Source organism: Blastococcus sp. SYSU DS1024 (genome assembly GCF_054050795.1).
Genome location: NZ_JBJHAA010000015.1, coordinates 58849 through 79449, shown reverse-complemented (window position 1 = coordinate 79449; position 20601 = coordinate 58849). Strand labels below are relative to the sequence as shown.

The 20601-nt window shown below is 73.0% G+C and carries 20 protein-coding genes and 1 riboswitch; of the genes, 8 read left to right on the top strand and 12 right to left on the bottom strand.

The features are described 5' to 3' along the window. Positions 1 to 16: 16 nt before the first annotated feature. The 3 genes from ACI79S_RS14505 to ACI79S_RS14495 all read right to left on the bottom strand — a co-directional run bounded on the left by ACI79S_RS14505 (position 17) and on the right by ACI79S_RS14495 (position 2521). Positions 17 to 1000 (bottom strand): aldo/keto reductase family protein, encoded by a 984-nt coding sequence (locus ACI79S_RS14505; protein ID WP_456594148.1) that lies wholly within the window; start codon positions 998 to 1000, stop codon positions 17 to 19. An 11-nt stretch (positions 1001 to 1011) separates the two neighbouring features. Continuing rightward, the gene (locus ACI79S_RS14500; protein WP_456594147.1) at positions 1012 to 1821 is read right to left on the bottom strand and encodes an MBL fold metallo-hydrolase; all 810 of its coding nucleotides are present in this window, start codon (positions 1819 to 1821) and stop codon (positions 1012 to 1014) included. Between the two features lie 82 nt (positions 1822 to 1903). Next, positions 1904 to 2521: a DUF3043 domain-containing protein gene (locus ACI79S_RS14495; protein ID WP_456594146.1), complete on the bottom strand. Its 618-nt coding sequence runs from the start codon at positions 2519 to 2521 to the stop codon at positions 1904 to 1906. 150 nt (positions 2522 to 2671) lie between these two features. Here ACI79S_RS14495 and ACI79S_RS14490 point away from each other — a divergent pair, with 150 nt between their 5' ends. Beyond that, positions 2672 to 3019: a HesB/IscA family protein gene (locus ACI79S_RS14490; RefSeq protein ID WP_456594145.1), complete on the top strand. Its 348-nt coding sequence runs from the start codon at positions 2672 to 2674 to the stop codon at positions 3017 to 3019. A 165-nt stretch (positions 3020 to 3184) separates the two neighbouring features. On the opposite strand, the gene asnB is transcribed toward ACI79S_RS14490, so the two are convergent. Genes asnB through ACI79S_RS14475 form a run of 3 tightly spaced genes read right to left on the bottom strand, consistent with a single transcriptional unit; the run spans position 3185 to position 5856 of the window. Next, complete coding sequence (gene asnB / locus ACI79S_RS14485) at positions 3185 to 5116, bottom strand: asparagine synthase (glutamine-hydrolyzing) (protein WP_456594144.1); 1932 nt, start codon at positions 5114 to 5116, stop codon at positions 3185 to 3187. Positions 5117 to 5156: 40 nt separating this feature from the next. Beyond that, positions 5157 to 5501 (bottom strand): DUF3817 domain-containing protein, encoded by a 345-nt coding sequence (locus ACI79S_RS14480; RefSeq protein ID WP_456594143.1) that lies wholly within the window; start codon positions 5499 to 5501, stop codon positions 5157 to 5159. Then, positions 5491 to 5856, bottom strand: a complete 366-nt coding sequence (locus ACI79S_RS14475; protein ID WP_456594142.1) for a metalloprotease — start codon at positions 5854 to 5856, stop codon at positions 5491 to 5493. Before ACI79S_RS14475 ends, ACI79S_RS14480 begins: the two co-directional genes overlap by 11 nt. Before the next feature lie 319 nt (positions 5857 to 6175). Between ACI79S_RS14475 and ctaC the strand changes: the two genes are divergently transcribed. Together ctaC and ACI79S_RS14465 are read left to right on the top strand one after the other, a co-directional pair. Further along, positions 6176 to 7075 carry an aa3-type cytochrome oxidase subunit II gene (gene ctaC / locus ACI79S_RS14470; protein ID WP_456594141.1) on the top strand — a complete coding sequence of 300 codons (900 nt, stop codon included), beginning with the start codon at positions 6176 to 6178 and terminating at the stop codon, positions 7073 to 7075. Positions 7076 to 7126: 51 nt separating this feature from the next. Further along, positions 7127 to 7531: a cytochrome c oxidase subunit 4 gene (locus ACI79S_RS14465; protein WP_456594140.1), complete on the top strand. Its 405-nt coding sequence runs from the start codon at positions 7127 to 7129 to the stop codon at positions 7529 to 7531. A 734-nt stretch (positions 7532 to 8265) separates the two neighbouring features. Here ACI79S_RS14465 and qcrB read toward each other — a convergent pair. Genes qcrB through ctaE form a run of 4 tightly spaced genes read right to left on the bottom strand, consistent with a single transcriptional unit; the run spans position 8266 to position 12533 of the window. Next, a complete protein-coding gene (gene qcrB / locus ACI79S_RS14460) occupies positions 8266 to 9951 on the bottom strand; it encodes a cytochrome bc1 complex cytochrome b subunit (RefSeq protein ID WP_456594139.1) in 1686 nt (561 codons plus the stop codon). Next, positions 9951 to 11063, bottom strand: coding sequence for a cytochrome bc1 complex Rieske iron-sulfur subunit (qcrA, locus tag ACI79S_RS14455; RefSeq protein ID WP_456594138.1), 1113 nt, complete (start codon positions 11061 to 11063; stop codon positions 9951 to 9953). The genes qcrB and qcrA overlap by 1 nt, the downstream gene beginning before the upstream one ends. Then, a complete protein-coding gene (gene qcrC, locus ACI79S_RS14450; protein WP_456594137.1) occupies positions 11060 to 11905 on the bottom strand; it encodes a cytochrome bc1 complex diheme cytochrome c subunit in 846 nt (281 codons plus the stop codon). The genes qcrA and qcrC overlap by 4 nt, the downstream gene beginning before the upstream one ends. A 7-nt stretch (positions 11906 to 11912) precedes the next feature. After that, the gene (gene ctaE / locus ACI79S_RS14445; protein ID WP_456594136.1) at positions 11913 to 12533 is read right to left on the bottom strand and encodes an aa3-type cytochrome oxidase subunit III; all 621 of its coding nucleotides are present in this window, start codon (positions 12531 to 12533) and stop codon (positions 11913 to 11915) included. A 122-nt stretch (positions 12534 to 12655) separates the two neighbouring features. On the opposite strand from ctaE, the gene ACI79S_RS14440 reads away from it, so the two are divergent. Both ACI79S_RS14440 and trpD read left to right on the top strand, forming a co-directional pair. Beyond that, entirely contained in the window at positions 12656 to 13084 is a 429-nt protein-coding gene (locus tag ACI79S_RS14440; protein WP_456594135.1) for a hypothetical protein, read from the top strand. After that, positions 13081 to 14139: an anthranilate phosphoribosyltransferase gene (trpD, locus tag ACI79S_RS14435; protein ID WP_456594134.1), complete on the top strand. Its 1059-nt coding sequence runs from the start codon at positions 13081 to 13083 to the stop codon at positions 14137 to 14139. Before ACI79S_RS14440 ends, trpD begins: the two co-directional genes overlap by 4 nt. A gap of 64 nt (positions 14140 to 14203) precedes the next feature. Here the strand turns inward: trpD and ACI79S_RS14430 are convergent, their stop codons facing one another. Continuing rightward, positions 14204 to 14491, bottom strand: a complete 288-nt coding sequence (locus ACI79S_RS14430; RefSeq protein ID WP_456594133.1) for an Lrp/AsnC family transcriptional regulator — start codon at positions 14489 to 14491, stop codon at positions 14204 to 14206. Next, positions 14488 to 16263, bottom strand: coding sequence for a DEDD exonuclease domain-containing protein (locus ACI79S_RS14425; protein WP_456594132.1), 1776 nt, complete (start codon positions 16261 to 16263; stop codon positions 14488 to 14490). Before ACI79S_RS14425 ends, ACI79S_RS14430 begins: the two co-directional genes overlap by 4 nt. 198 nt (positions 16264 to 16461) lie before the next feature. Here ACI79S_RS14425 and ACI79S_RS14420 point away from each other — a divergent pair, with 198 nt between their 5' ends. The 3 genes from ACI79S_RS14420 (at position 16462) to ACI79S_RS14410 (ending at position 20059) form a co-directional block, all read left to right on the top strand. Beyond that, entirely contained in the window at positions 16462 to 18207 is a 1746-nt protein-coding gene (locus ACI79S_RS14420; protein ID WP_456594131.1) for a D-alanyl-D-alanine carboxypeptidase family protein, read from the top strand. An 83-nt stretch (positions 18208 to 18290) separates the two neighbouring features. Then, a complete protein-coding gene (locus ACI79S_RS14415) occupies positions 18291 to 18599 on the top strand; it encodes a hypothetical protein (RefSeq protein ID WP_456594130.1) in 309 nt (102 codons plus the stop codon). A gap of 185 nt (positions 18600 to 18784) precedes the next feature. Further along, positions 18785 to 18962: riboswitch (cyclic di-AMP (ydaO/yuaA leader) on the top strand. Positions 18963 to 18979: 17 nt separating this feature from the next. Continuing rightward, positions 18980 to 20059: a C40 family peptidase gene (locus ACI79S_RS14410; RefSeq protein ID WP_456594129.1), complete on the top strand. Its 1080-nt coding sequence runs from the start codon at positions 18980 to 18982 to the stop codon at positions 20057 to 20059. The last annotated feature ends 542 nt before the right edge of the window (positions 20060 to 20601 follow it).

Sequence of the window (20601 nt, the reverse complement as noted above, 5' to 3'; positions counted from 1 at the left end):
AGGTGACGCGGCCTCCTCAGCCTCGGGCGGTCTTGGCCGGGTCGCGCTCGACGACGTCCCCGAGCACCTCGTCGATCCGGGCCAGCACGTCGTCACCCAGGCGGACGCCGGCGGCCGCGACGTTGTCGTGCACCTGCTCCGGGCGCGTCGCGCCGATGATGGCGGCGGCGACGTTGCCGTTCTGCAGCACCCACCCCACCGCCAGCTGGGCCATCGACAGCCCGAGGTCGTCGGCGATCGGACGCAGCTGCTGCACCCGACCGAGGATGTCGTCGGTCATGAACCCCTGCATGGACCGCCCGGCCTCGGCGTGCCCGGCCCGGCTGTCGGCCGGCGGCTGCTGGCCCGGCCGGTACTTGCCGGTGAGGATGCCCTGGGCCAGCGGCGACCAGACGATCTGGGAGAGCCCTTCCTTCTCCGACGTCGGCACCACCTCCGCCTCGATGACCCGCCACAGCATCGAGTACTGCGGCTGGTTGCTGATCAGCTGGATGCCGAGCTCGCGGGCGAGCGCGGCGCCGGCGGCGATCTGCTCGGCGTTCCACTCGGAGACGCCGATGTAGAGGGCCTTGCCCGACCGGACCAGGTCGGCGAAGGCGGTCATCGTCTCCTCGAGGGGGACCGAGGGGTCGTAGCGGTGGGCCTGGTACAGGTCCACGTAGTCGGTCTGCAGCCGCCGCAGCGAGGCGTGGCAGCTCTCGATGATGTGCTTGCGACCCAGCCCGCGGTCGTTGCGGCCCGGACCGGTGGGCCAGTAGACCTTGGTGAAGAGCTCGATCGACTCCCGCCGGTGGCCGGCGAGCGCCGTCCCGAGGACGGTCTCGGCGCGGGTGCCGGCGTAGACGTCGGCGGTGTCGAACGTCGTGATCCCGGCGTCCAGGGCGGCGCGGACGCAGGCGTGCGCGGCGTCCTCCTCCACCTGGCCGCCGTGGGTGAGCCAGTTGCCGTACGCGATCTCGGAGATGGTCAGGCCGGAGCGGCCGAGGCGTCTGAATTCCACGAACCGCGACGTTAGGCGCCCGGGCGGACCGCCGCCCGCCCGGCACCGACCACGACGGTGTCGCCGTCGGCGACCAGCCGCGCGCCCATGCCGGCCAGCCGCTCGGCCAGCACCGCGGCCGGCGGGTTGTGGTGCCCCAGGTGGACGGCGACGACGTCGGTGCCCCCGGTGACGGCCCCGACCGTGCGCAGCCGGTCCAGCTGGACGGGGAAGGTCGTGAGGTCCAGGTGCCCGGTGCCGTGGTCTCCGACGTCGCCGAACGTCTCCTCCAGCAGCATGACGTCGAAGGCGGCGCCGCGGGTGGCCTCCACCGTGCCCGCCGGCAAGGGCCCGGTGTCGGTGGCGTGGAGCAGGCGCGCGCCGTCGGGCCCGGTCACGTCGTAGAGCACCGTCGGCACCTCGTGCGCGGCCTCCAGCGCGCGGATCCGGTACCCGCCGCGTTGGAGCGTGTCGCCCGGCGCCACCGCCACCAGCTCGACCGGGTCCTCGGGGCCCAGCCACGGCCGCAGCGTCCTCAGCACGGGGGAGGGGCCGACGACGGTCAGCGGCTCGGCGCGGCGCACCCACTGGCGGGAGAGAAGCGCCAGCGGCGCGCAGTGGTCGGCGTGGTCGTGGGTGACCAGGATGGTGCGCACACCGGCGAGGGAGATGCCGTCCGGCGGCGGAGCGGGCGCGAGGTCGAGGAGCAGCGCGCCGTCGACCAGGGCCGACGTCGGACGGCGCAGCTTGCCCCGGCGGCGGGAGTCGCTGCACGACGCGCAGGTGCACCAGGCGTTGGGCCAGCCGTCGGCCGCGCCGGTGCCCAGGAGAGTGACGAGCATCAGCCGCACGGGTCCTCTCGACCGTCTCCCTCCCGGGCGCCGCCGCGAGGGTGCGGGCGGCGGAGGGGCGGGAGGCCGTTCCTCAGACCTCCGCGCCGATCGGGACCTCGGGCTTCGGGAAGCGCCAGCGGCGGATCATGGTCGAGCGGCTGATGCCGTACCAGACCAGGCTCTTCATCTTGTGGTCCCTGTCGGGGAACCGCTCGCGGACGGTGCGCTTGATCTTCCGCCCGAGCACCACCGAGTCCATGATCAGCAGCAGGAAGAAGCCGAGCAGCAGGAAGCTCGTGTAGCTCTTGACCGCCATGCTGGGCACGAAGGTGCCGATGAGGGCCACGGCGGCGATGGCCAGGAAGAAGCTGCCGATGTTGCGTCGGCTGTCGACGAGGTCGCGCACCAGCTTCCGCTCCGGGCCGCGGTCGCGGGCGGGCAGGTACTCGGTCTCGCCGCGGGCGATGCCCTGGCGGGCCTCTGCGCGGCGCAGCGCCTGCTGCTCGCGCATGCGCTTGTAGGCCTCCTTGCGCGTGGTGGGCGGCGGCGGGGGAGGACCCTGCCGCCGGCCCTGCGCCTCGTTGCGCCTCGGCGTCGGCCGGCCCTTGCCGCCGGCCTTCACCAGCTGCCCGGTCAGCTCGCCGTCGTCGCCGGACGTGGCGGCGGTCGTCTCGGCATGGTCACGGCGGCCGGGCAGGCGGAGCTTCACGACCCGGAAGTCTACGTGTGTGAGCAACGGAGCCCCGGACGTCGCGCTCGGAGCCGTACAGTGGGTGCGCACGGGAAGAGGAGCCGTTCCGGCGGCGTTCGTCCGCGGAGGACGCGCCTACGCGGACACCCGGAGGGAGAGGACAGGAATATGACGGTGCAGGACACCACGGCCACCGGCGTCGTGCTCAGCGACGCCGCGGCCGCCAAGGTCAAGGCACTGCTGGACCAGGAGGGCCGCGACGACCTCCGGCTGCGCATCGCCGTCCAGCCCGGTGGCTGCTCCGGCCTGCGGTACCAGCTCTTCTTCGACGAGCGGTTCCTCGACGGTGACCAGACCTACGACTTCGACGGCGTCGAGGTCATCGTCGACCGGATGAGCGGCCCGTACCTGGGCGGCGCGGTCATCGACTTCGTCGACAGCATCGAGAAGCAGGGTTTCACCATCGACAACCCCAACGCGCAGGGCTCCTGCGCGTGCGGCGACTCCTTCAACTGAGCCGCAGCTGACCGGCCGAGGCCCGGTTCCCCTCCCGGGGAACCGGGCCTCGGCGCGTCCGCTGCCGGCCCGGTCGGGGCCCCCGGAGGGGTGCGGCAGGCTCAGCGCGCCGGGTTCGCGGAACCCGGCCGCGGTGCGATCAGCGAGGATCGCGACCTCACCGCGTCACAACCGGACGGGGTAGACCGTCTCCGGGATCTCCGGCGTGATCCGCTCCTCGACGAAGATGCCGTGCCAGACCATGAAGACCAGCAGGGTCCACAGCTTGCGGGAGTGGTCGACCGGTGAGCCGGCGCGCTGGTTCTGCCGGTGCGCCGTCAGCATGGCGAGGACCTGCTGCTTGTCCAGCCACTCCTCGGTCTGGCTCTCCTCGATGATCTGCCGGGCCCAGTCGTGCAGGTCCTCGGCCAGCCAGTGGCGGGTGGGGACCGGGAAGCCGAGCTTGCGGCGGTTCAGCACGTGCGGCGGCACGATCTGCTCCAGCGCGCGTCGCAGGGCGTACTTCGTCGTCTCCTTCGTGACCCGCTGGTCGACCGGGATGGTCGAGGCCACCCGGAAGACCTCGGGGTCGAGGAAGGGGACGCGGAGCTCCAGCGAGTTCGCCATGGTCATCTTGTCGGCCTTCACCAGGATGTCGCCGCGCAGCCAGGTGAAGAGGTCGACGTACTGCATCGCGGTGACGTCGTCGTAACCGGCGGCGCGGGTGCGCTCGTACAGCTCCCGGGTGACGGCGACGTGCGAGAGGTCCGGGTCGCGCTTCTCGAGGAAGGTCAGCTCCTCGTCCCGGAAGATCCGGGCGTTGCCGTAGTAGCGCTGCTCCAGCGGGATCGAGCCGCGCCGCAGCAGGTCCTTGCCGCGCATGCCGTCGGGCAGCTTGGCGGACAACGTGCCGAGCGCGCGTCGGATGCCCCCGGGCAGCTTGTCGAAGGCGGCCAGGGACAGCGGCTCGCGGTAGATGTTGTAGCCACCGAACAACTCGTCGGCGCCCTCGCCCGAGAGCACCACCTTGACGTGCTTGCGCGCCTCGCGGGCCACGAAGTACAGCGGCACGAGCGCCGGGTCGGCGACCGGGTCGTCGAGGTACCAGACCACCAGGGGGATCGACGCGGCGAACTCCTGCGCCGTGACCACCGTGGTGATGTGCTCCACCCCGATCGCGGCCGCCGACTCGGCGGCGACGTCGATCTCGGAGAAGCCCTGCCGTTCGAAGCCGACCGTGAAGGTCATGAGGTCGGGGTTGTAGCGCTTGGCCAGCGCCGCGATCGCGGTGGAGTCGATGCCACCGGAGAGGAACGAGCCGACGGTGACGTCGGCCCGCATGTGCACGCGGACGGAGTCGTCGAGGACCTCGGCGATCCGGTCGTACAGCGCCTGCTGCTCGTCCTTCGCCACCGGCCGGATCGGGAAGCCCGGGTGGAAGTACCGCTGCGTGGTCAGCTCGCCGTCGGCGACGGTGAAACTGGTGCCGCTCTCGATCCGCCGGATGCCCCGGTGCAGGGTCGCCGGCTCCGGCACGTACTGCAGGGTCAGGTAGTGCTGCAGTGACGCCGGGTCGACCCCGCCGGCCGCCGTGCTGCCGCCCAGCATCTGCAGCAGCGCCTTCTTCTCGGAGGAGAAGGCGATGGCCCCGTCGGCCAGGCGGGTGGTGAACAGCGGCTTGATGCCGAAGGGGTCGCGGGCGCCGAACACGGTGCGGGTCTCGCTGTCCCAGATGACGAACGAGAACATCCCGCGCAGCCGGTTGACGACGTCCTGGCCCCAGAGGTGGTACCCGGCCACGATCGCCTCGGTGTCGCCCTCCGTGGCGAAGGTGGCGCCCGCCGCGGCCAGTTCCTCGCGCAGCTCGAGGTAGTTGTAGATCTCGCCGTTGAAGACGATGCGGTACCTGCCGTCGGCGTACGGCATCGGCTGGTGGCTGTGCTCGATGTCGATGAAGGACAGGCGGTTGAACCCGTAGACGACCCGGTCGTCGTGCCAGACCTCGTTCTCGTCCGGACCGCGGTGGCGCAGGCAGTGCAGGGCGCCACGGACGTCGGCGACGACGTCGTCGGTCACGCGGGGAGCGTCGGTGGAGAAGTAGGCGAGCAGGCCACACATGAGGCGCGGGACTCCGGAGGTCGGGGGAGGGGTGGCCGGGTTAGACGCGCTCGCCGGCGCGGGTCTTGCGGGTGGCGTTCCGTTCCGCGACGAAGGACAGGAACGGCACGGTGCCGGCGACCACCGTCAGGGCCGTGCCCTTCACCGTCCACCGGGCCCGGATCGCCAGGTCGATGGTGGCGAGGAAGAACAGCCCGTACAGCCAGCCGTGGGCCGTGCCGAGGACGGCCACCGGCCCCGGGACGTCCGCCCAGTGCTTCAGCGGCACGGCCACGCAGATCAGCGCGATCAGCAGGACCCCGACGACGTTGGCCATGACCCGGTACCGGGTCAGAGCGGCCGGGATCTCGCGACCGGGGGTGCGGGTGGTCTGCTCAGTGGCCACTGGTGCTCCGTTGTCCGAGGGCCTTCTCGTTGAGCTCGGCGAGGTAGGCGTTGTAGGCGGCGAGCTCGGGGTCGCCGCTGGTGTCGATGCGCGGGCGCTGGTAGAGCACGACCGCGTTGCCCGGCTGGTCGTCGTCGGGGTCGCGGTGGAGCTCGATCCGCACCATCCGCACGTAGAACCACAGCCCCATGAAGCCGTAGAGCGGCCACTGGAGGGCGTAGCTCCAGTTGACGGCACCGCCGCCGGCCTCGGCCTTGGAGAGCTGCCAGTAGCCGAGGAAGAAGGTGGCGACGAACAGGGCGACCACGAGCAGGTGCAGGAGCACCCATTTCGGGGTCAGCAACCGGGAGAACACGACACCGACTCTAACCGCCGCCCCGGCGCGACCGGCCCGCCCGCACCGGCGCGCCCCGCCGCGCGAGCGCGGGGGCCGACCGGCGGCCGCCGAGGGGGCGAACCGGCGACCGACCGTCGGTGCGGACCCGGGGCTGCCCCGCCCCGCGGGCAGCGGGGTCGCGACCCGCCGGACCGTCTCCGGTGGTCAGCCCCTGAGGCGGGTCGGCTAGTCTCGGCCCACACTGAGTCCGGCGTGGTTGCACTCTGCCGAGGACCGGTGGAGGACCCGCTGGAGAGACCGCCCGGACGTCGGGCGGAGGACGAGGAGGCAGCGAGCAGTGGCTCGAGGCAGCAGGCTCGCGCGGCTGGCCGCGCTCGGTCTCCTGGGGGCGCTGACCCTCACCGGATGCGAGCTCGGCGACAGCGCATGGTGGGAGCGCACCTTCATCCGGTGGGGCTGGCCGGAGGGCGTCACCGACGAAGCCGAGGCGATGCGGGAGCTGTGGATCGGCTCCACCTGGGTCGCCCTGATCATCGGGCTGATCGTGTGGGCGCTCATCGCCTACACGGTGATCCGCCACCGCAAGAACAGCGACGAGCTGCCACGCCAGACGGCGTACAACCTGCCGCTGGAGATCGTCTACACGATCTTCCCCTTCCTCGTCATCGCCGGCCTCTTCTTCTTCACCATCACCACGCAGAACCGGGTGATGGAGCGCAGTGAGGACCCCGACGAGGTCATCGCCGTCAACGCCTTCAAGTGGAACTGGCAGTTCGTCTACCCCGAGACGGCGGGCCCCGACGGTGAGCCGGTCGACACGGTGGGCACGAGCACGGAGATCCCGATCCTCGTGGTGCCGACCGACCGCACGGTCCGGTTCGAGCTGGCCTCCGCCGACGTTATCCACTCCTTCTGGGTGCCGGAGTTCCTCTTCAAGCTCGACGTGATCCCGGGCAACGAGAACGGCCGGGACAACGTCTTCGAGGTGACCGTCCGCGAGCAGGGCGCCTACGTCGGCCGCTGCGCCGAGCTGTGCGGCACCTACCACGCCTACATGAACTTCGAGGTCCGCGCGGTCTCCGGCGACGACTACGACGCCTACCTGGCCGCCCGCGAGTCCGGCCTGGGCACCTACGAGGCACTCGAGGAGATCGGGCAGTCCGGCGTGGCCGGCACCACGACTCCGCTGGACCTGGTCCTGGACAAGGCCGAGGACCAGTTGCAGACCGGTGGCTGAGGTCCCCGCTCCCGGTAACCGGACCCCACAGACGTACGAGGAGGCGCGGCCGTGAAGGTCGAGGCACTGATCTTCAATCTGCTCGCGGTGTTCTGCTTCGTGGCCGCGGCCGTCTACGGCTTCTGGTCGCGCGAGCCCATCGGCACCACGGCGCTCGTGCTCTCGGGTGGCCTCACGGTGCTCATCGGCGGGTTCTTCTGGTTCGTCTCGCGCCGGATCGACCTGCGCCCCGAGGACCGCAAGGACGCCGAGATCGCCGACGGCGCCGGTGAGCTGGGCTTCTTCAGCCCCGCCAGCTACTGGCCCTTCACGCTGGCGCTGTGCGCCGGCCTGATGGGGCTGGGCATCGCGTTCTGGTACATCTGGCTCATCCTGCTCGCCACGATCGCGCTGCTGCTCGCGGTCGGGGGACTGCTCTTCGAGTACTACGTGGGTCAGAACGCGCAGCAGAGCTGAGCTCCCTTCCCCGACGAAGGCCCCCTCCACCCGCCGCGGTGGAGGGGGCCTTCGTCGTCCGGGGGCTGCGATGCTCCAGCGCGGGCTGGCTGTGTCACGTGCCGGCGCCGGCCCAGACGGCTGGAGTGCCGCAGCCACGTCGGCGGCTGCCCGGTTCCACGGAACCGGCCGCCGACAGCAGGACCAGTCGAGGGGGTCGTTCCGGTGCGTGGGGCGGGCATGGCATGCCATCGAGGGCCAGAACCTCCGTGCGGTGGCGGTCGAGGGGGCGGAGTGCTCGGGGTCGGTCTGCCGCCGGCGGTGCGCCCGCCCGGCCGGTCCCGACCGCCGGCGGTGCGTCGGGCGACGCACCGCCGGACGCTGACGCGGCGGCAGGACCCGGCCCGGTCGATGTCCCGCCCGGTGCCGATGAGCCCGTAGCGCCCGGTTGGCCGCTGAGGGGCCCTGGGGAGCGGTGGTCAGCCCCTGGCAGGCAGGCCGGATGCCGGGGCGCCCGGGGCTCTGTGGCCGGCTGTCGGGCAGGGGGAGCGGCCGGGAGCGATCATCGGCCGCGGGCGGCCTCGGGTGGTGGTCCCCGTGCCTGGGGCGGGGTCGGCAGTCGGCCGCCAGGTCGCCGGAGCGGCGGCCTGCAGATCGATGCGTGTCGCGGGAGAGCCGTTCGCACCCCTCCGGTCAGCAGATGCAGAAGGGCCCCGGTGGGAATCCCACCGGGGCCCTTCTGTGTCAGACGCTGCTCAGTCGCGCGGGTCCTGCGGACGGCCGCCGTCGGACGGGCGCCCACCCTCGGACGGGCGCCCGGTGGTCGTCAGCTCCCGGTCCGACTCGCTGGCCGAGAGGCCGCGACCCTCGGCACGCTGCTCGAGCTCGACCGCGGCCGGCTCCTCCACGGGGGAGAAGAAGCCGCGGACCGCGCGCCGCGCAGCACCGACCTGGTTCATCTTCTTCGGCACCGGGGCACCGCCGTAGGCGAGCTGACCGTGGCCGTGGTGGTCCACCGGGCCGATCGGCTGGTGCACCTCGATGAACTCGCCGTGAGGCAGACGGCGGATGACACCGGTCTCGATGCCGTGCTCGAGCACCTCGCGGTCGTGCTGCTGCAGCCCCAGGCAGATCCGGTAGGTGATCACGTAGGCGATCGGGGGCAGGAGGACCAGCCCGATCCGGCCCGCCCACGTCATCGCGTTGAGGCTGATGTCGAACTTGTCGGCGATGACGTCGTTCCCGCCCGAGAGCAGGAGGATCACGTAGAAGGTGATCGACATCAGGCCCAGCGAAGTACGCACGGGCACGTCGCGGGGGCGCTGGAGCAGGTGGTGCGATGCGGTGTCGCCCGTCAGCTTGCGCTCGATCATCGGGTAGAAGAGCAGCAGCATGAAGATGATGCCCGGCAGGACCGCCGTCGGCCAGAACAGCGCCGGGATCGTGTAGTCACCCGGCAGGTTCAGGTCCCACGCGGGGAACAGACGGCTCGAGCCGTCCAGCCACATGATGTACCAGTCGGGCTGCGACGCGGCCGAGACCTGCGCCGGGTTGTACGGGCCCCACAGCCAGATCGGGTTGATCTGGACCAGGCCACCGAGGGCCGCGCAGGCACCGAACACCACGAACAGCAGACCGGTCGCCTTGCCCGCGAAGGTGGGGAAGAGCCGGTTGCCTACGACGTTGTGCTCGGTCCGGCCCGGACCGGGGAACTGCGTGTGCTTCTGCTTGACCAGGACCAGCAGGTGCACGGCGATCAGCGCCAGCAGGATCGCCGGGATGAGCAGGACGTGCGCGATGTAGAGCCGGCCGATGATCAGCTCACCGATGTAGTCCCCGCCGAAGACGGCCCAGTGCACCCAGGTGCCCACGACCGGGATGGAGAGGATGATCGCCGACATGATCCGCAGACCGGTGCCGGAGAGCAGGTCGTCGGGCAGGGAGTAGCCCGAGAAGCCCTCCAGCAGGGCCAGGATGAGGATCACGACGCCGATGAGCCAGTTGCTCTCCCGCGGCCGGCGGAAGGCGCCGGTGAAGAAGATGCGCAGCAGGTGCACCACGATCGCCGCCACGAACAGCAGCGCCGCCCAGTGGTGCAGCTGCCGCATGAACAGGCCACCGCGGACGTCGAAGGAGAGGTCCAGGGCGGAGGCGTAGGCGATCGACATGTCGAGCCCACGCAGGGGGTCGTAGGACCCGTCGTAGGTGACCTCGGTCATCGAGGCCTGGAAGAAGAACGTCAGGTACGTGCCCGACAGCAGCAGGATGACGAAGCAGTAGAGCGCGATCTCCCCGAGCAGGAACGACCAGTGGTCGGGGAAGACCTTGTTGAGGGTCCGCCGGACAGGCCCGGCGACGATCATGCGGTCGTCGAACTCGAGCGCGGCCTTGCCGACCCGCGTGGTCGGGGTCCCCGGCGCCGTGGCGGTACGAGCTGCCATCAGATGCGCTCCCGGTTCCAGTACGTGGGGCCGACGGCCTCAGGGTAGTCACTGCGGGCGACGAAGAAGCCCTCGTCGTCCACGGTGATGGGCAGTTGCGGCAGTGAGCGGGTGGCCGGGCCGAAGACCGGCTTGGCGCCCTGCGTCACGTCGAACATCGACTGGTGGCAGGGGCACAGGATGCGGCTGGTCTCCTGCTCGTACAGCGACACCGGGCAACCGGCGTGCGTGCAGATCTTGGAGTAGGCGACGTAGTCGCCGTAGCCGTAGTCGGCGTGCCCCTCGCGCGGACGGAGCGACTGGACCTGCTCGGGGCGCAGCCGGATGAGCATGGTGGGCGCATCGGTCAGCCGGTTGCCTCCGGGGACGGCTGGGAAGACCGTCTCCAGCGAGCCGGGCTCCTGGTCGCCGGGCCGGACCGGGCTGCCGTCGTGCCGGAGCAGGCGGACGCCCTCGGCCCACGCGGTGCGCCCGAGCGCGTTTCCGGTGCTCGGGTTGTTGATCAGCCCGCCGAGCGGCGCCAGCAGCATGACGCCGACGCCGACGCCCATGAAGCCGAGTGACCGGGTGATCAGCTTGCGCCGGGGAAGCCCGCTGTTGTGGTAGCCGCCGACCAGCGTGGCGCCGGTGGTGACCCGGTCGAAGTGCGAGCCGTCGTGCTTGTCCTGGACGGCGGTCTCGTGGGGGAGCAGCTTCTTGGTGTAGAGGACCAGGCCCACACCCACGAGGGTCAGGGACAGCCCCATGCACAGGCCGAGGAGCGGCGTGAACAGGGCGCTCCAGGTGCTCCCCTCCTCGGCCCACGACCACTCGGGGAGGAACCAGCCGGAGCCGACGTACACGACGAGGAACAGGAACGCGAAGACCCCGGCGAGGGCGAACGTCCAGCCGACCTGGCGCACCGCCCGCCGCTCCATGGTGGAGCCCGGTTCCGGGGCCGGGTCGACGTGGAGGATCTCCACGCCGTCGTAGCGCGCGCCGAGCAGGTCGAGCTCCTCGCGGCTCATGGCCGCGAGCTGCTCCGGGGTGTAGTCCTCGTCCGGGCCGCCGTGCAGCGGCCCTTCGGTGTCCGCGCCCCCGGCCGAGCCGGGGCGGGTGTCGCGCGTGCTCACGCCTTGCTCCCCATCCAGAAGATGCCCAACATCAGGGCAGTGACGCCGACGACCCAGATGACCACGCCCTCGGCTGCCGGCCCCAGCCGGCCCACGCCCGCGCCGCCCGGGTCGGCCATGTCCTTGACGGTCTGGACGTAGGCGATGATCGAGCGCTTCTCCTCCGGCGTCAGCTGGTTGTCCCCGAACACCGGCATGTTCTCCGGGCCGGTCAGCATCGCCGTGTAGATCTCCAGGTCGGTCGCGTCGTGCAGGCTCGGGGCGTACTTCCCTGAGGAGAGGGCGCCGCCCTCGCCGACGAAGTTGTGGCAGGACGCGCAGTTGAGCCGGAAGAGCTCGCCCCCCAGAGCCAGATCGCCCTCGCGGAGGTCGCCCGAGGGCAGGGTCGGGCCGCCGCCGTTGGCCTGCACGTAGGCCATGAGCTGGTCGATCTCCTCGTCGGAGAACACCGCGGGCTTGTCCGGCGCCTGCGCCTCCTGGCGCACCAGCGGCATGCGCCCGGTGTGCACCTGGAAGTAGACCGAGGCCTCACCGACGCCGATCAGCGACGGGCCGCGGTTGGGCACGCCCTCGAGGTTCTCGCCGTGGCAGGAGATGCAGCTGCGCTCGTACAGCTCGCGCCCGGCCGCCTCGGCCGCCGACTCGGTCTGGGAGCCGGCGGGGGCCGCCTGGGCCGGGGCGAACACCGAGTAGAGGGCCCCGGTGAGGATGAGCGAGGCCATCAGTCCGGCGACGTTGGCGAGACGACGGCGGTGCTTGGACCTCCGTCGCGCCCGGGCCCGGTGGGCCGGGCCTGCGGCGTCGGGGGTCGGAGCGTCGGAGTGAGGGTTCGTGGTGGACACCGGTTCCCTATCGGATGAAGTAGATCGTGGCGAACAAGGCGATCCACACGACGTCGACGAAGTGCCAGTAGTACGAGACCACGATGGCGGAGGTCGCCTGGGCGGGCGTGAAACGACCCATGGTGGACCGGATGAGGACGAACACGAAGGCGATCAGCCCGCCGATGACGTGCAGGCCGTGGAACCCGGTCGTGAGGTAGAAGACCGACCCGTAGGTCGACGACGAGATGGTCGTGCCGTGGATCACCAGCTCGTAGTACTCGTAGGCCTGCCCGAGCACGAAGACGAGCCCCAGGGCGAAGGTGATGGTGAACCACCGGCGCAGCCCGTAGACGTTGCCCTCCTCGGCCGCGAACACCCCGAACTGGCAGGTGACCGACGAGCTGACCAGGATCAGCGTGATCACGAGCGCGTACGGGACGTTGAGCTCCGTCGGCTCCGGCGGCCACCCCTCGGTGGCCCGGGCTCGCGCGGTGAAGTACATGGCGAACAGGCCGGCGAAGAACATCAGCTCGCTGGCGAGCCAGATGATCGTTCCGACGCTGACCATGTTCGGTCGGGTCAGGGAGTGCACCCGCGATGTGTCGAAGGTGCTGCTCGCGACGGGGGCCGTTGTCACGAGGGTCATCATGGCATCGGCAGGACCCCGTCACGACCGCGGGTGGTGACGGCGTGGCGCCAATGTGATCAGCTCGATACCGAGCACCGGTCGGGCCTGCACAGACGCGTCCGGGCACTAGGCTCGGTGGCGTGAGTGCAGCCGAGAAGCCCGCCGCACCGGCCACCGTGCTCGTCTACAGCCACCGCCCGGAGGTGCGCGACGCGGTCCGTGCCGCGGTCGGCCGGCGGCCGGCCCCCGACGTGGGTCCGCTGACCTGGCTGGAGTGCGCGACCGGCGACGACGTGGTGGCCGCGGTCGACGCCGGTGGGATCGACCTGTGCATCCTCGACGGTGAGGCCCAGCCTGCCGGGGGGATGGCGTTGGCCCGGCAGCTGGAGATGGAGGTCGCCGACCGCCCGGCCGTCTGCCTGCTCGTGGCCCGGCAGCCCGACCGCTGGCTGGCGCACTGGTCGCGCGCCGAGGCGACGCTGGCCCTGCCGGTCGATCCGCTGGTCGCCCCCGGGGTGGTGGCCGACCTCCTGCGCGCCCGCGCGGGGCGGTCCGTGGCCCGCCGGTGACGCCCTCCTCCGCCCCCACGTGGCCGGGGCTGCTCAACCGCCTGCTCGCCGGCCAGGACCTCACCGCCGAGGACACCCGCTGGGCGATGCGCGAGGTCATGACCGGGGAGGCGACGTCGGCCCAGGTGGCCGGCTTCACCGTGGCGCTCCGGGCCAAGGGCGAGGCGCCGCAGGAGGTCGCGGGGCTGGCCGCCGAGATGCTGGCGCAGGCGACGCCGGTGCAGCTGCCGATGGACTGCGTCGACATCGTCGGCACCGGCGGCGACGGCGCGCACACCGTGAACATCTCCACGATGGCCGCGGTGGTGACGGCCGCGGCCGGCGCGCCGGTGGCCAAGCACGGCAACCGGGCGGCGTCGTCCTCCTCGGGCGCCGCCGACGTGCTCGAGGCGCTCGGCGTGGTGATCGACCTGCCCGCCGACGCCGTGGCCACGTGCGTTCGCGAGGCCGGCATCGGGTTCTTCTTCGCCCCGGTGTTCCACCCCGGCATGCGGCACGCGGCCGCTCCGAGACGGGAGATGGGTATCGGCACCGTCTTCAACTTCCTCGGGCCGCTGACCAACCCGGCGCGTCCGGTGGCGGCCGCGATCGGTTGCGCCAACGCGCGCATGGCCCCTGTCCTCGCCGAGGTGCTCGCCGCCCGGGGTGCGCGGGCGCTGGTGTTCCGGGGCGACGACGGCCTCGACGAGCTGACCACCGCGACGACGTCGGCGGTGTGGACGGTCCGGGACGGCGCCGTGGCGGCCGAGCGGGTGGACCCGGCTGCGCTGGGCATCGCGGCGCCCGCTCCGGACGCGCTGCGCGGCGGAGATGCCCGGGCCAACGCCGAGGTGTTCCGGCGACTCGTGGACGGCGACCGCGGGCCGGTGCGCGATGCCGTGCTGCTCAACGCCGCCGCGGCGCTGGTGGCGTTCGACGAGCGGCCCGCGCGGTTGCACGACGCCCTGGGCGCGGGGATGGAGCGGGCGGCCGCGGCGATCGACGACGGCCGGGCGGCGGCGCTGCTGGACCGCTGGATCGCCGTCAGCCGAGAGGTCGCCCCGCCCGGCCGCTGAGTGCCGGCCCCGTCCAGAGGCTCACCCCCGGGCGTGCGAGGGGTGAGGAGGACGGGGTCCTTCTTCAGCCGTCGGTGTCGAAGCCGATCGAGAAGGCTGCCTCGAGGTCGTGGCGCGAGTAGGCGCGGAAGGCGATGTGGGTGTCGGTGTCGACGACTCCCGCGACCTTGTTGATCCGGCCGGCGATGACCTCCGCGACCTGCTCGAACTCGCGGACGCGGACGATGGCGATCAGATCGGCCTCGCCGGCGACGGAGTAGACCTCGCTGACCCCGTCGAGCTCGGCGACGGCCTGCGCGACCTCGGCGATCGAGTCGGTGGCGGCGTCGATCATCACGATGGCGGTGATCACGCCGGGGATGCTATCCGCTCCGGGCGGGCGCGGGTGACCAGCGACCGCCCGTCGGCGAACGGGTCCTGCGCGTCCCGCCCGGAGTCCACCCGCGCCAGGAACTCGCTGTAGGCGCCGGTGCCGGGTGCGGGGCAGGCCAGGGTCCCGGTCAGCTGCACCAACCGGGTGCCGGGCTTCTCCAGCCAGCGGAGGACGAGTTCGGTCTCGTCGACCGACGTCGGGTCGTCCGCGCCCGGGACGGTCTCCGCGGTCGCGAGCAGGCCCGGCAGCACGCTCCGGACGGTGGTGCCACGCGGGGCGTTCCCGGCTGCGGCGAGGCGCCCCAGCCGGACGACGGACAGCTGCCACCCGCCCTGGCCGTCGGGGCGGGCCAGCACCAGCTCGGGCACGGCGGCCAGCGACTCGAGCCGTTGCCGACGGCGGAGGGCCCGGACCAGCACGGCGACCCGGTCGCGCAGCACGGCGGCGTCCTCGTAGCGCTCCTCGGCGGCCAGCCGCTCCACCCGGTCCAGCAGCGGGGCGAGCAGGGGACGGGGGTCGTGGCCCACCGCGGCGGCGAAGACCGCCGCCACGCCGGCGTACTCGGGAACCGACTGCGCGCCGGTGCAGGGGGCGCCGCACCGCCCCATGTCGGCCAGCGCGCAGGCGTTGACCGGCGTGCGGGGGGAGAGCCGGGCGGTGCACTGCCGCAGCGGCAGCACCTCGTGGACGGCGGCCACGGCGGCGTCCGCGGCGCGGCGGTCGGGGAACGGCCCGAGGAACACGCCGGCGTCGGGGCGGACCCGGCGCACCACCGACAGCCGGGGGAAGGGCTCCTCGGTGAGCCGGACCCACAGCGCCCGCTCGGGGAAGCGGGACCGGCGGTTGTAGCGCGGCTTGTGCCGGGCGATGAGCCGCAGTTCGCGGACCGCCGCCTCGAGCGCGTGCGCGCACGGGATCGGCTCCACCCGCTGGGCGAGCCCGACCATCTCCGTGATGCGGCTGCGCTGCTCGCCCGAGGTGAAGTAGCTGCGGACCCGGCTGCGGAGATCGTTGGAGGTGCCCACGTAGAGCGGTTCGTCCCCGGGGCCGCGGAACAGGTAGACGCCGGGACCGCTGGGCACCCCGTCGGCCAGGTGCCGCTTCCGCCGTCGCTCCGGATCCACCTGCCGGGTCAGCCCGGTCAGCTCCTCGAGAGTGGTGACGCCGAGGGGGCCGAGCCGCTCGAAGAGGCCGTGCAGCACGTCCACCGTGGCCCGCGCGTCGTCCAGGGCCCGGTGCGTGGGCGAGGTCGTGGCGGAGAAGTACGGGGCAAGAGTGGCGAGCTTGCAGTTGGGCACCTCGTCCCGGCTGAGCAGCCGCCGGGCGAGCACGGCGGTGTCGACGGACGCCACCGTGGGCCACACCAGGCCGTTCTCGACGCACGCCGCCTTGAGGAACCCGAGGTCGAACGGGGCGTTGTGGGCGACGAGGACGGCGCCGCGGGCGAACTCGAGGAAGGTCGGGAGCACGGCGCCGATCCGCGGGGCCGTGGCGACCATCGTCGAGGTGATCCCGGTCAGCACGCTGATGTAGGGCGGGATCTCGTGGCCGGGGTCGACGAGGGTCTGGAACTCGCCGAGCACCTGCCCGCCGCGGACGCGCACGGCCCCGATCTCGGTGATGGCGCTGTCCTTCGGGGACCCGCCGGTGGTCTCCAGGTCCACGACGACGAACGTCACCTGCGCCAGCGGTGTCCCGACCTCCTCGATGGAGACCTGCTGGGGGTGCAGCGGTGCGGGGGAGGGTGCCACGGAGCGGACGCTAGGTCGGGGGGGTGACACTCCCGGGGACGCGCGCCGGGGCCGGTCGCGCACCGGCCTCCCCTGACCGGGGGGTCCGGGGCTGCCTGCACCGGGCGGAACCTGGCGTTCCGGCCCCGATCGGGACACCATGCCTGCCAGTGGCCATCGCGTCCGGTGCGACCGGCCCGCACGCAGAGGTGGTCGGTGATGCCCGCGCGCTCCAGGTGGCGCCCGCCCGCCCGGGCCCGGCGATGCGCGGTGGCCGCGGCGCTGGCGGCGTGCCTGGCGGTGCTGCTGCCCGCCGGGCCGGTGGCCGCCGCGCCCAGCGACCAGCCGGGTGGCACCTCCGGCGTGCTGGACAGCCGCGACCTGGACCGGCTGCAACGGCGGGCCGCCGAGGTGCAGGAGGACCTCCGGGCGCGCCAGGGGCAGGTCGTCGCCGCGCGCGAGGCGCTGGCCGAGGCGCAGCGGTCGGTGGACGAGGCGAGGGCGGTGCTCGAGGACGCCCGGGGCGTGCTGGCCGGGCACCAGCGCGAGGTCGCCGGTTACGCCGCTGCGGTCTACCGGGACGGTGGCGCCCTCACCCCCCTGACGCTCCTGCTCACCGGTGGCGACCCGGGGGAGGTCCTCGCCGGCATGGGCTTCCTCGACGCCGTCGACGCGCACCTCGCCCACCTCATCGGCGTCGCGGAGAGCCACCGGCGCAGCGCCCTGGACCAGCAGCAGCGCGCCCAGGCCGCGCTCGGCGTGGCCCAGGAGCGGGCGGACGAGGTGGCCGCGCGGGTGGCCGCGCTGGAGGCGGCCGCCGATGCGGTGACCACGGAGCTCCACGACACGCTGGCCGTCGTCGACCGGCAGCTGGCGGCGCTCCAGGGGGAGCAGGTGTCGGTGAACGAGCAGACGGCGGCCAGCTGGCGGGCCTACGTCGACCAGCTCCGGACCGCCGGCCTCGGCGACGTGCCCGCCGCCGCGCTGCGGGAACCCGAGCGCAGCCTCCCCGACCGCCTCGCTCCGGTGGCCGCAGCCGCGGGTGGCGCGCAGCGCGGGGTGGCCCAGCTGCCCGGGCGGCCGAGCTCGCTCCTGGTCCTGCCCGCCGAGACCCTGACCGCCGTCAGCGGCGCGATGGAGGCCCTGGGGCAGCCGTACGCGCCCGGGACGGCGGGGCCGGAGTCCTGGGACTGCGGGTCACTGGTCCAGGTGGCCTACGGCCGGGCCGGTGTCCAGCTGCCCGCGACGCAGGAGGAGCTGTTCGCGAGCGCCGTATCCGTGGCCCCCGCCGACGTCCTCCCCGGTGACCTGGTCTTCCTGGGCTCGCCGGAGGCGGGCCTCGGGCACGTGGGCATCGCCCTGGACCCGCGGACCATGCTGACCGCCGACGCCCGGGCCGGCGCGGTCGTGGTGCGGACGCTGCCGGGCGACCAGGTGCTGGCGATCGGCCGCCCGGTCCTCGGCCAGCGGCCCCCCGTCGCCGTCCCGGCGCCGGCCGCGGGGACGCTGCGGACCGAGTGCGGCAACACCGTCTACCCACCCAGCTACGACGGCGCCCGCGCGTGGGGCGGCTACCCGAACGGCCTCATCCCGCCCAGCGCGATGTGCCCGCTCGGCGTCGGCGGGCACGCGCTGCGCTGCGATGCGGCCGCCGCCTACCGGGCCATGTCGGCGGCCTACGCGACCGCCTTCGGGAGCCCGCTGTGCCTCACCGACTCCTACCGGACCTACGCCGGCCAGGTGCGGCTGTACGGGGAGAAGCCGGCCCTGGCCGCGGTGCCCGGCACCAGCAACCACGGCTGGGGCCTGGCGGTGGACCTGTGCGGCGGCGTCCAGACGTTCGGCACCCGGCAGTACGCCTGGATGGTGGCCAACGCCGGGCGCTTCGGCTTCCTGCACCCCACGTGGGCCGACCCGGGCAACGGGCGCGAGGAGCCGTGGCACTGGGAGTACGCGGGCAGCTGACCCGGCGCGGGCCGACGGTGGCCCGGCGGAAATGTCGGTGGCCCTTCCTACCGTGCGCAGCAACTCACGGAGGAGAAGAAGCGATGCTCATCGATTGCGACACCTGCACCGCCCGGGGGACCGGTTGCGCCGACTGCGTCGTGACCGTGCTGCTGGGGGCCCCGCCCGGGTGGCAGGGGGTCGACCCGGTCGTCGTGCCGATGACCGGGCGGCCGCGTGGCGGGCCGGCCACGGCCGCCGAGGACGTCGTCGTCCCGCCGCCGGGCGTGGTGGTGGAGTTCGACGAGGTGGAACGCCGCGCCGTGCGCGCGCTGGCCGAGGGCGGCCTGGTTCCCCCGCTGCGGCATCCCGACGGGCACGGCGGGGAGCGGTCGGGACGGCGTACCGGTTGATCCCCGCCCGCCCGTGGCGAGGGACGGGTGTACACCCGATCGGGTGAATGCCCAGGTAGACGCGCCATCGCGGGGCACGTGGCCGTCGCACACGTCTCACCTGTTCCCGTTTGTCACAGGCGCATCACGGTCGTAGGGTTCCCTCCGTTCGGCCGGGTGGTCGTCATCCATCGATGGATGGCCTCGACCGGACACCGCCTAATCACCGCGTGGCGTGCACCACTGGCGCCCGAGGTGTACCGGGGACCCACCGCACTCTGGGGTGAGTTCTCCCGCCGTCGGCTCGCCGGTGCGCGGGGGATAGGGCCAGTCTTCCCAGCCCGAACCCGTCAGCTAACTCGGTCGGCGGTTGCAGCGGAAGAAACGGAGAGCCGCCGCACGTGGCGACCCCTCACGCACTACTGACGCACGCCCCCGAACAACTCCACACCGCCGGCCGGTGCAGCTCTGCCAGCGCCCGCCGCTTCGGACCGCTCCGTTCGGGGCTCCTGGTCAGCGCCGTCGCGGCCCTGACCGTCACCGTCCTCCCGGGTACCGCGTCGGCGGTTCCCGGCACCGCCGACGAGGTCGCCGCCCAGGTGGCCGAGGCCAGCCACGAGCTGGAGGTCGTCTCCGAGCAGCTCAACGAGGCGCGCGTCGTCCTCGAGGGCCACCAGCGCGACGCGCAGGCCGCGAGCGAGGCGGTCGCGGAGGCGGAGGCCCGGCTCGGTTCCCTCGACGGGCACATGCGCCGGCTGGCCCGCAGCGTCTACACGGGCAGCGGCATGTCGCAGCTCGACGTCCTGCTGACCAGCAACTCGGCCGACCAGCTGGTCGACCAGCTGGGCACCCTCGACGTCATCGCCGGGCACACCAGCGAGGTGCTCACCGAGGTGTCGCGGGCGGCCGAGGACGCGGAGCAGGCCCGCGACGCCGCCGAGAAGGCCGCGGCGGACGCCCGGCGGGCGGTGGAGCGGATCGCCGGCCAGCAGGAGGAGCTCGAGGCGAAGATCGCCGACTACCAGCGCCGGTACGAGGCGCTCACCGCGCCGCAGCAGGCGCAGGTGGCACAGGCCCACGGTGGCGCCGGTCTCCCGGCGCCCACCGGCAGCGTCATCGCGCCGAGCACGGCCGCCCAGGTGGCGGTGAACACCGCGCTCGCCCAGCTCGGCGACCCGTACGTGTGGGGTGCCGGCGGGCCGAACGCCTTCGACTGCTCGGGGCTGACGTCGTACGCCTACGCCGCGGCCGGGGTGACGCTCCCGCACTCCAGCCGGTCGCAGAGCCAGATGGGTAGGCCCGTCTCCCGCGGCGAGCTGCAGCCGGGCGACCTGCTGTTCTTCTACAGCCCGGTGAGCCACGTGGGCATGTACATCGGCAACGGCCAGATGGTGCACGCCTCCACGTCCGGCCAGCCGGTGAAGGTGGCGAGCGTGGACTCGATGGGGAGCTACAACAGCGCCCGTCGCATCGCCGGCTGACAGCTCCGGGAGCATCGCAGCGAGGGACGAGCGAGGAGCGGACCGGGGCGCGGAGGCCGGCTGGTGACATCGCCGGCTGACAGCTCCGGGAGCATCGCAGCGAGGGACGAGCGAGGAGCGGACCGGGGCGCGGAGGCCGGCTGGTGACATCGCCGGCTGACGGTTCCAGGCTGGTGACCGAGGGCCGGTGATCCCGACAGGGATCGCCGGCCCTCGGCGGTCCTGGGCGGTCCGGTGACCGAGGGCGCCGTCCGACGACCTCGGGCAGGCCCGGGGGAGCGTCCTGGCGCGATCTTCGCGTGCGCCCGGAGCCCCCTGGTCGAGCAGCAGGATGCCGACGAGGGCGGCCAGCACCGGATGGGTGCTCGTGAAGACGCCGAGGAAGCGCGGGGGCACGAACCGCAGGGTGGTGCGGTCGGCGGCGCAGGGGACGACCGACGACAGCCCCCCGGCGGCGACGGCACAAGTGGTCGCTGGAGGGGCCGGGGAGGACCAGGCCGGATTCGCACGTCGCGGTCGTCGACGCGGGGCCTTCACCGGCG

Excerpts from the sequence above, each read along its gene's own strand:
- ACI79S_RS14500 (WP_456594147.1), bottom strand. The coding sequence starts at position 1,821 with ATGCTCGTCACTCTCCTGGGCACCGGCGCGGCCGACGGCTGGCCCAAC.
- ACI79S_RS14490 (WP_456594145.1), top strand. The coding sequence starts at position 2,672 with ATGACGGTGCAGGACACCACGGCCACCGGCGTCGTGCTCAGCGACGCC.
- asnB (WP_456594144.1), bottom strand. The coding sequence starts at position 5,116 with ATGTGTGGCCTGCTCGCCTACTTCTCCACCGACGCTCCCCGCGTGACC.
- qcrB (WP_456594139.1), bottom strand. The coding sequence starts at position 9,951 with ATGGCAGCTCGTACCGCCACGGCGCCGGGGACCCCGACCACGCGGGTC.
- ctaE (WP_456594136.1), bottom strand. The coding sequence starts at position 12,533 with ATGACCCTCGTGACAACGGCCCCCGTCGCGAGCAGCACCTTCGACACA.
- ACI79S_RS14420 (WP_456594131.1), top strand. The coding sequence starts at position 16,462 with ATGCCCGCGCGCTCCAGGTGGCGCCCGCCCGCCCGGGCCCGGCGATGC.
- ACI79S_RS14415 (WP_456594130.1), top strand. The coding sequence starts at position 18,291 with ATGCTCATCGATTGCGACACCTGCACCGCCCGGGGGACCGGTTGCGCC.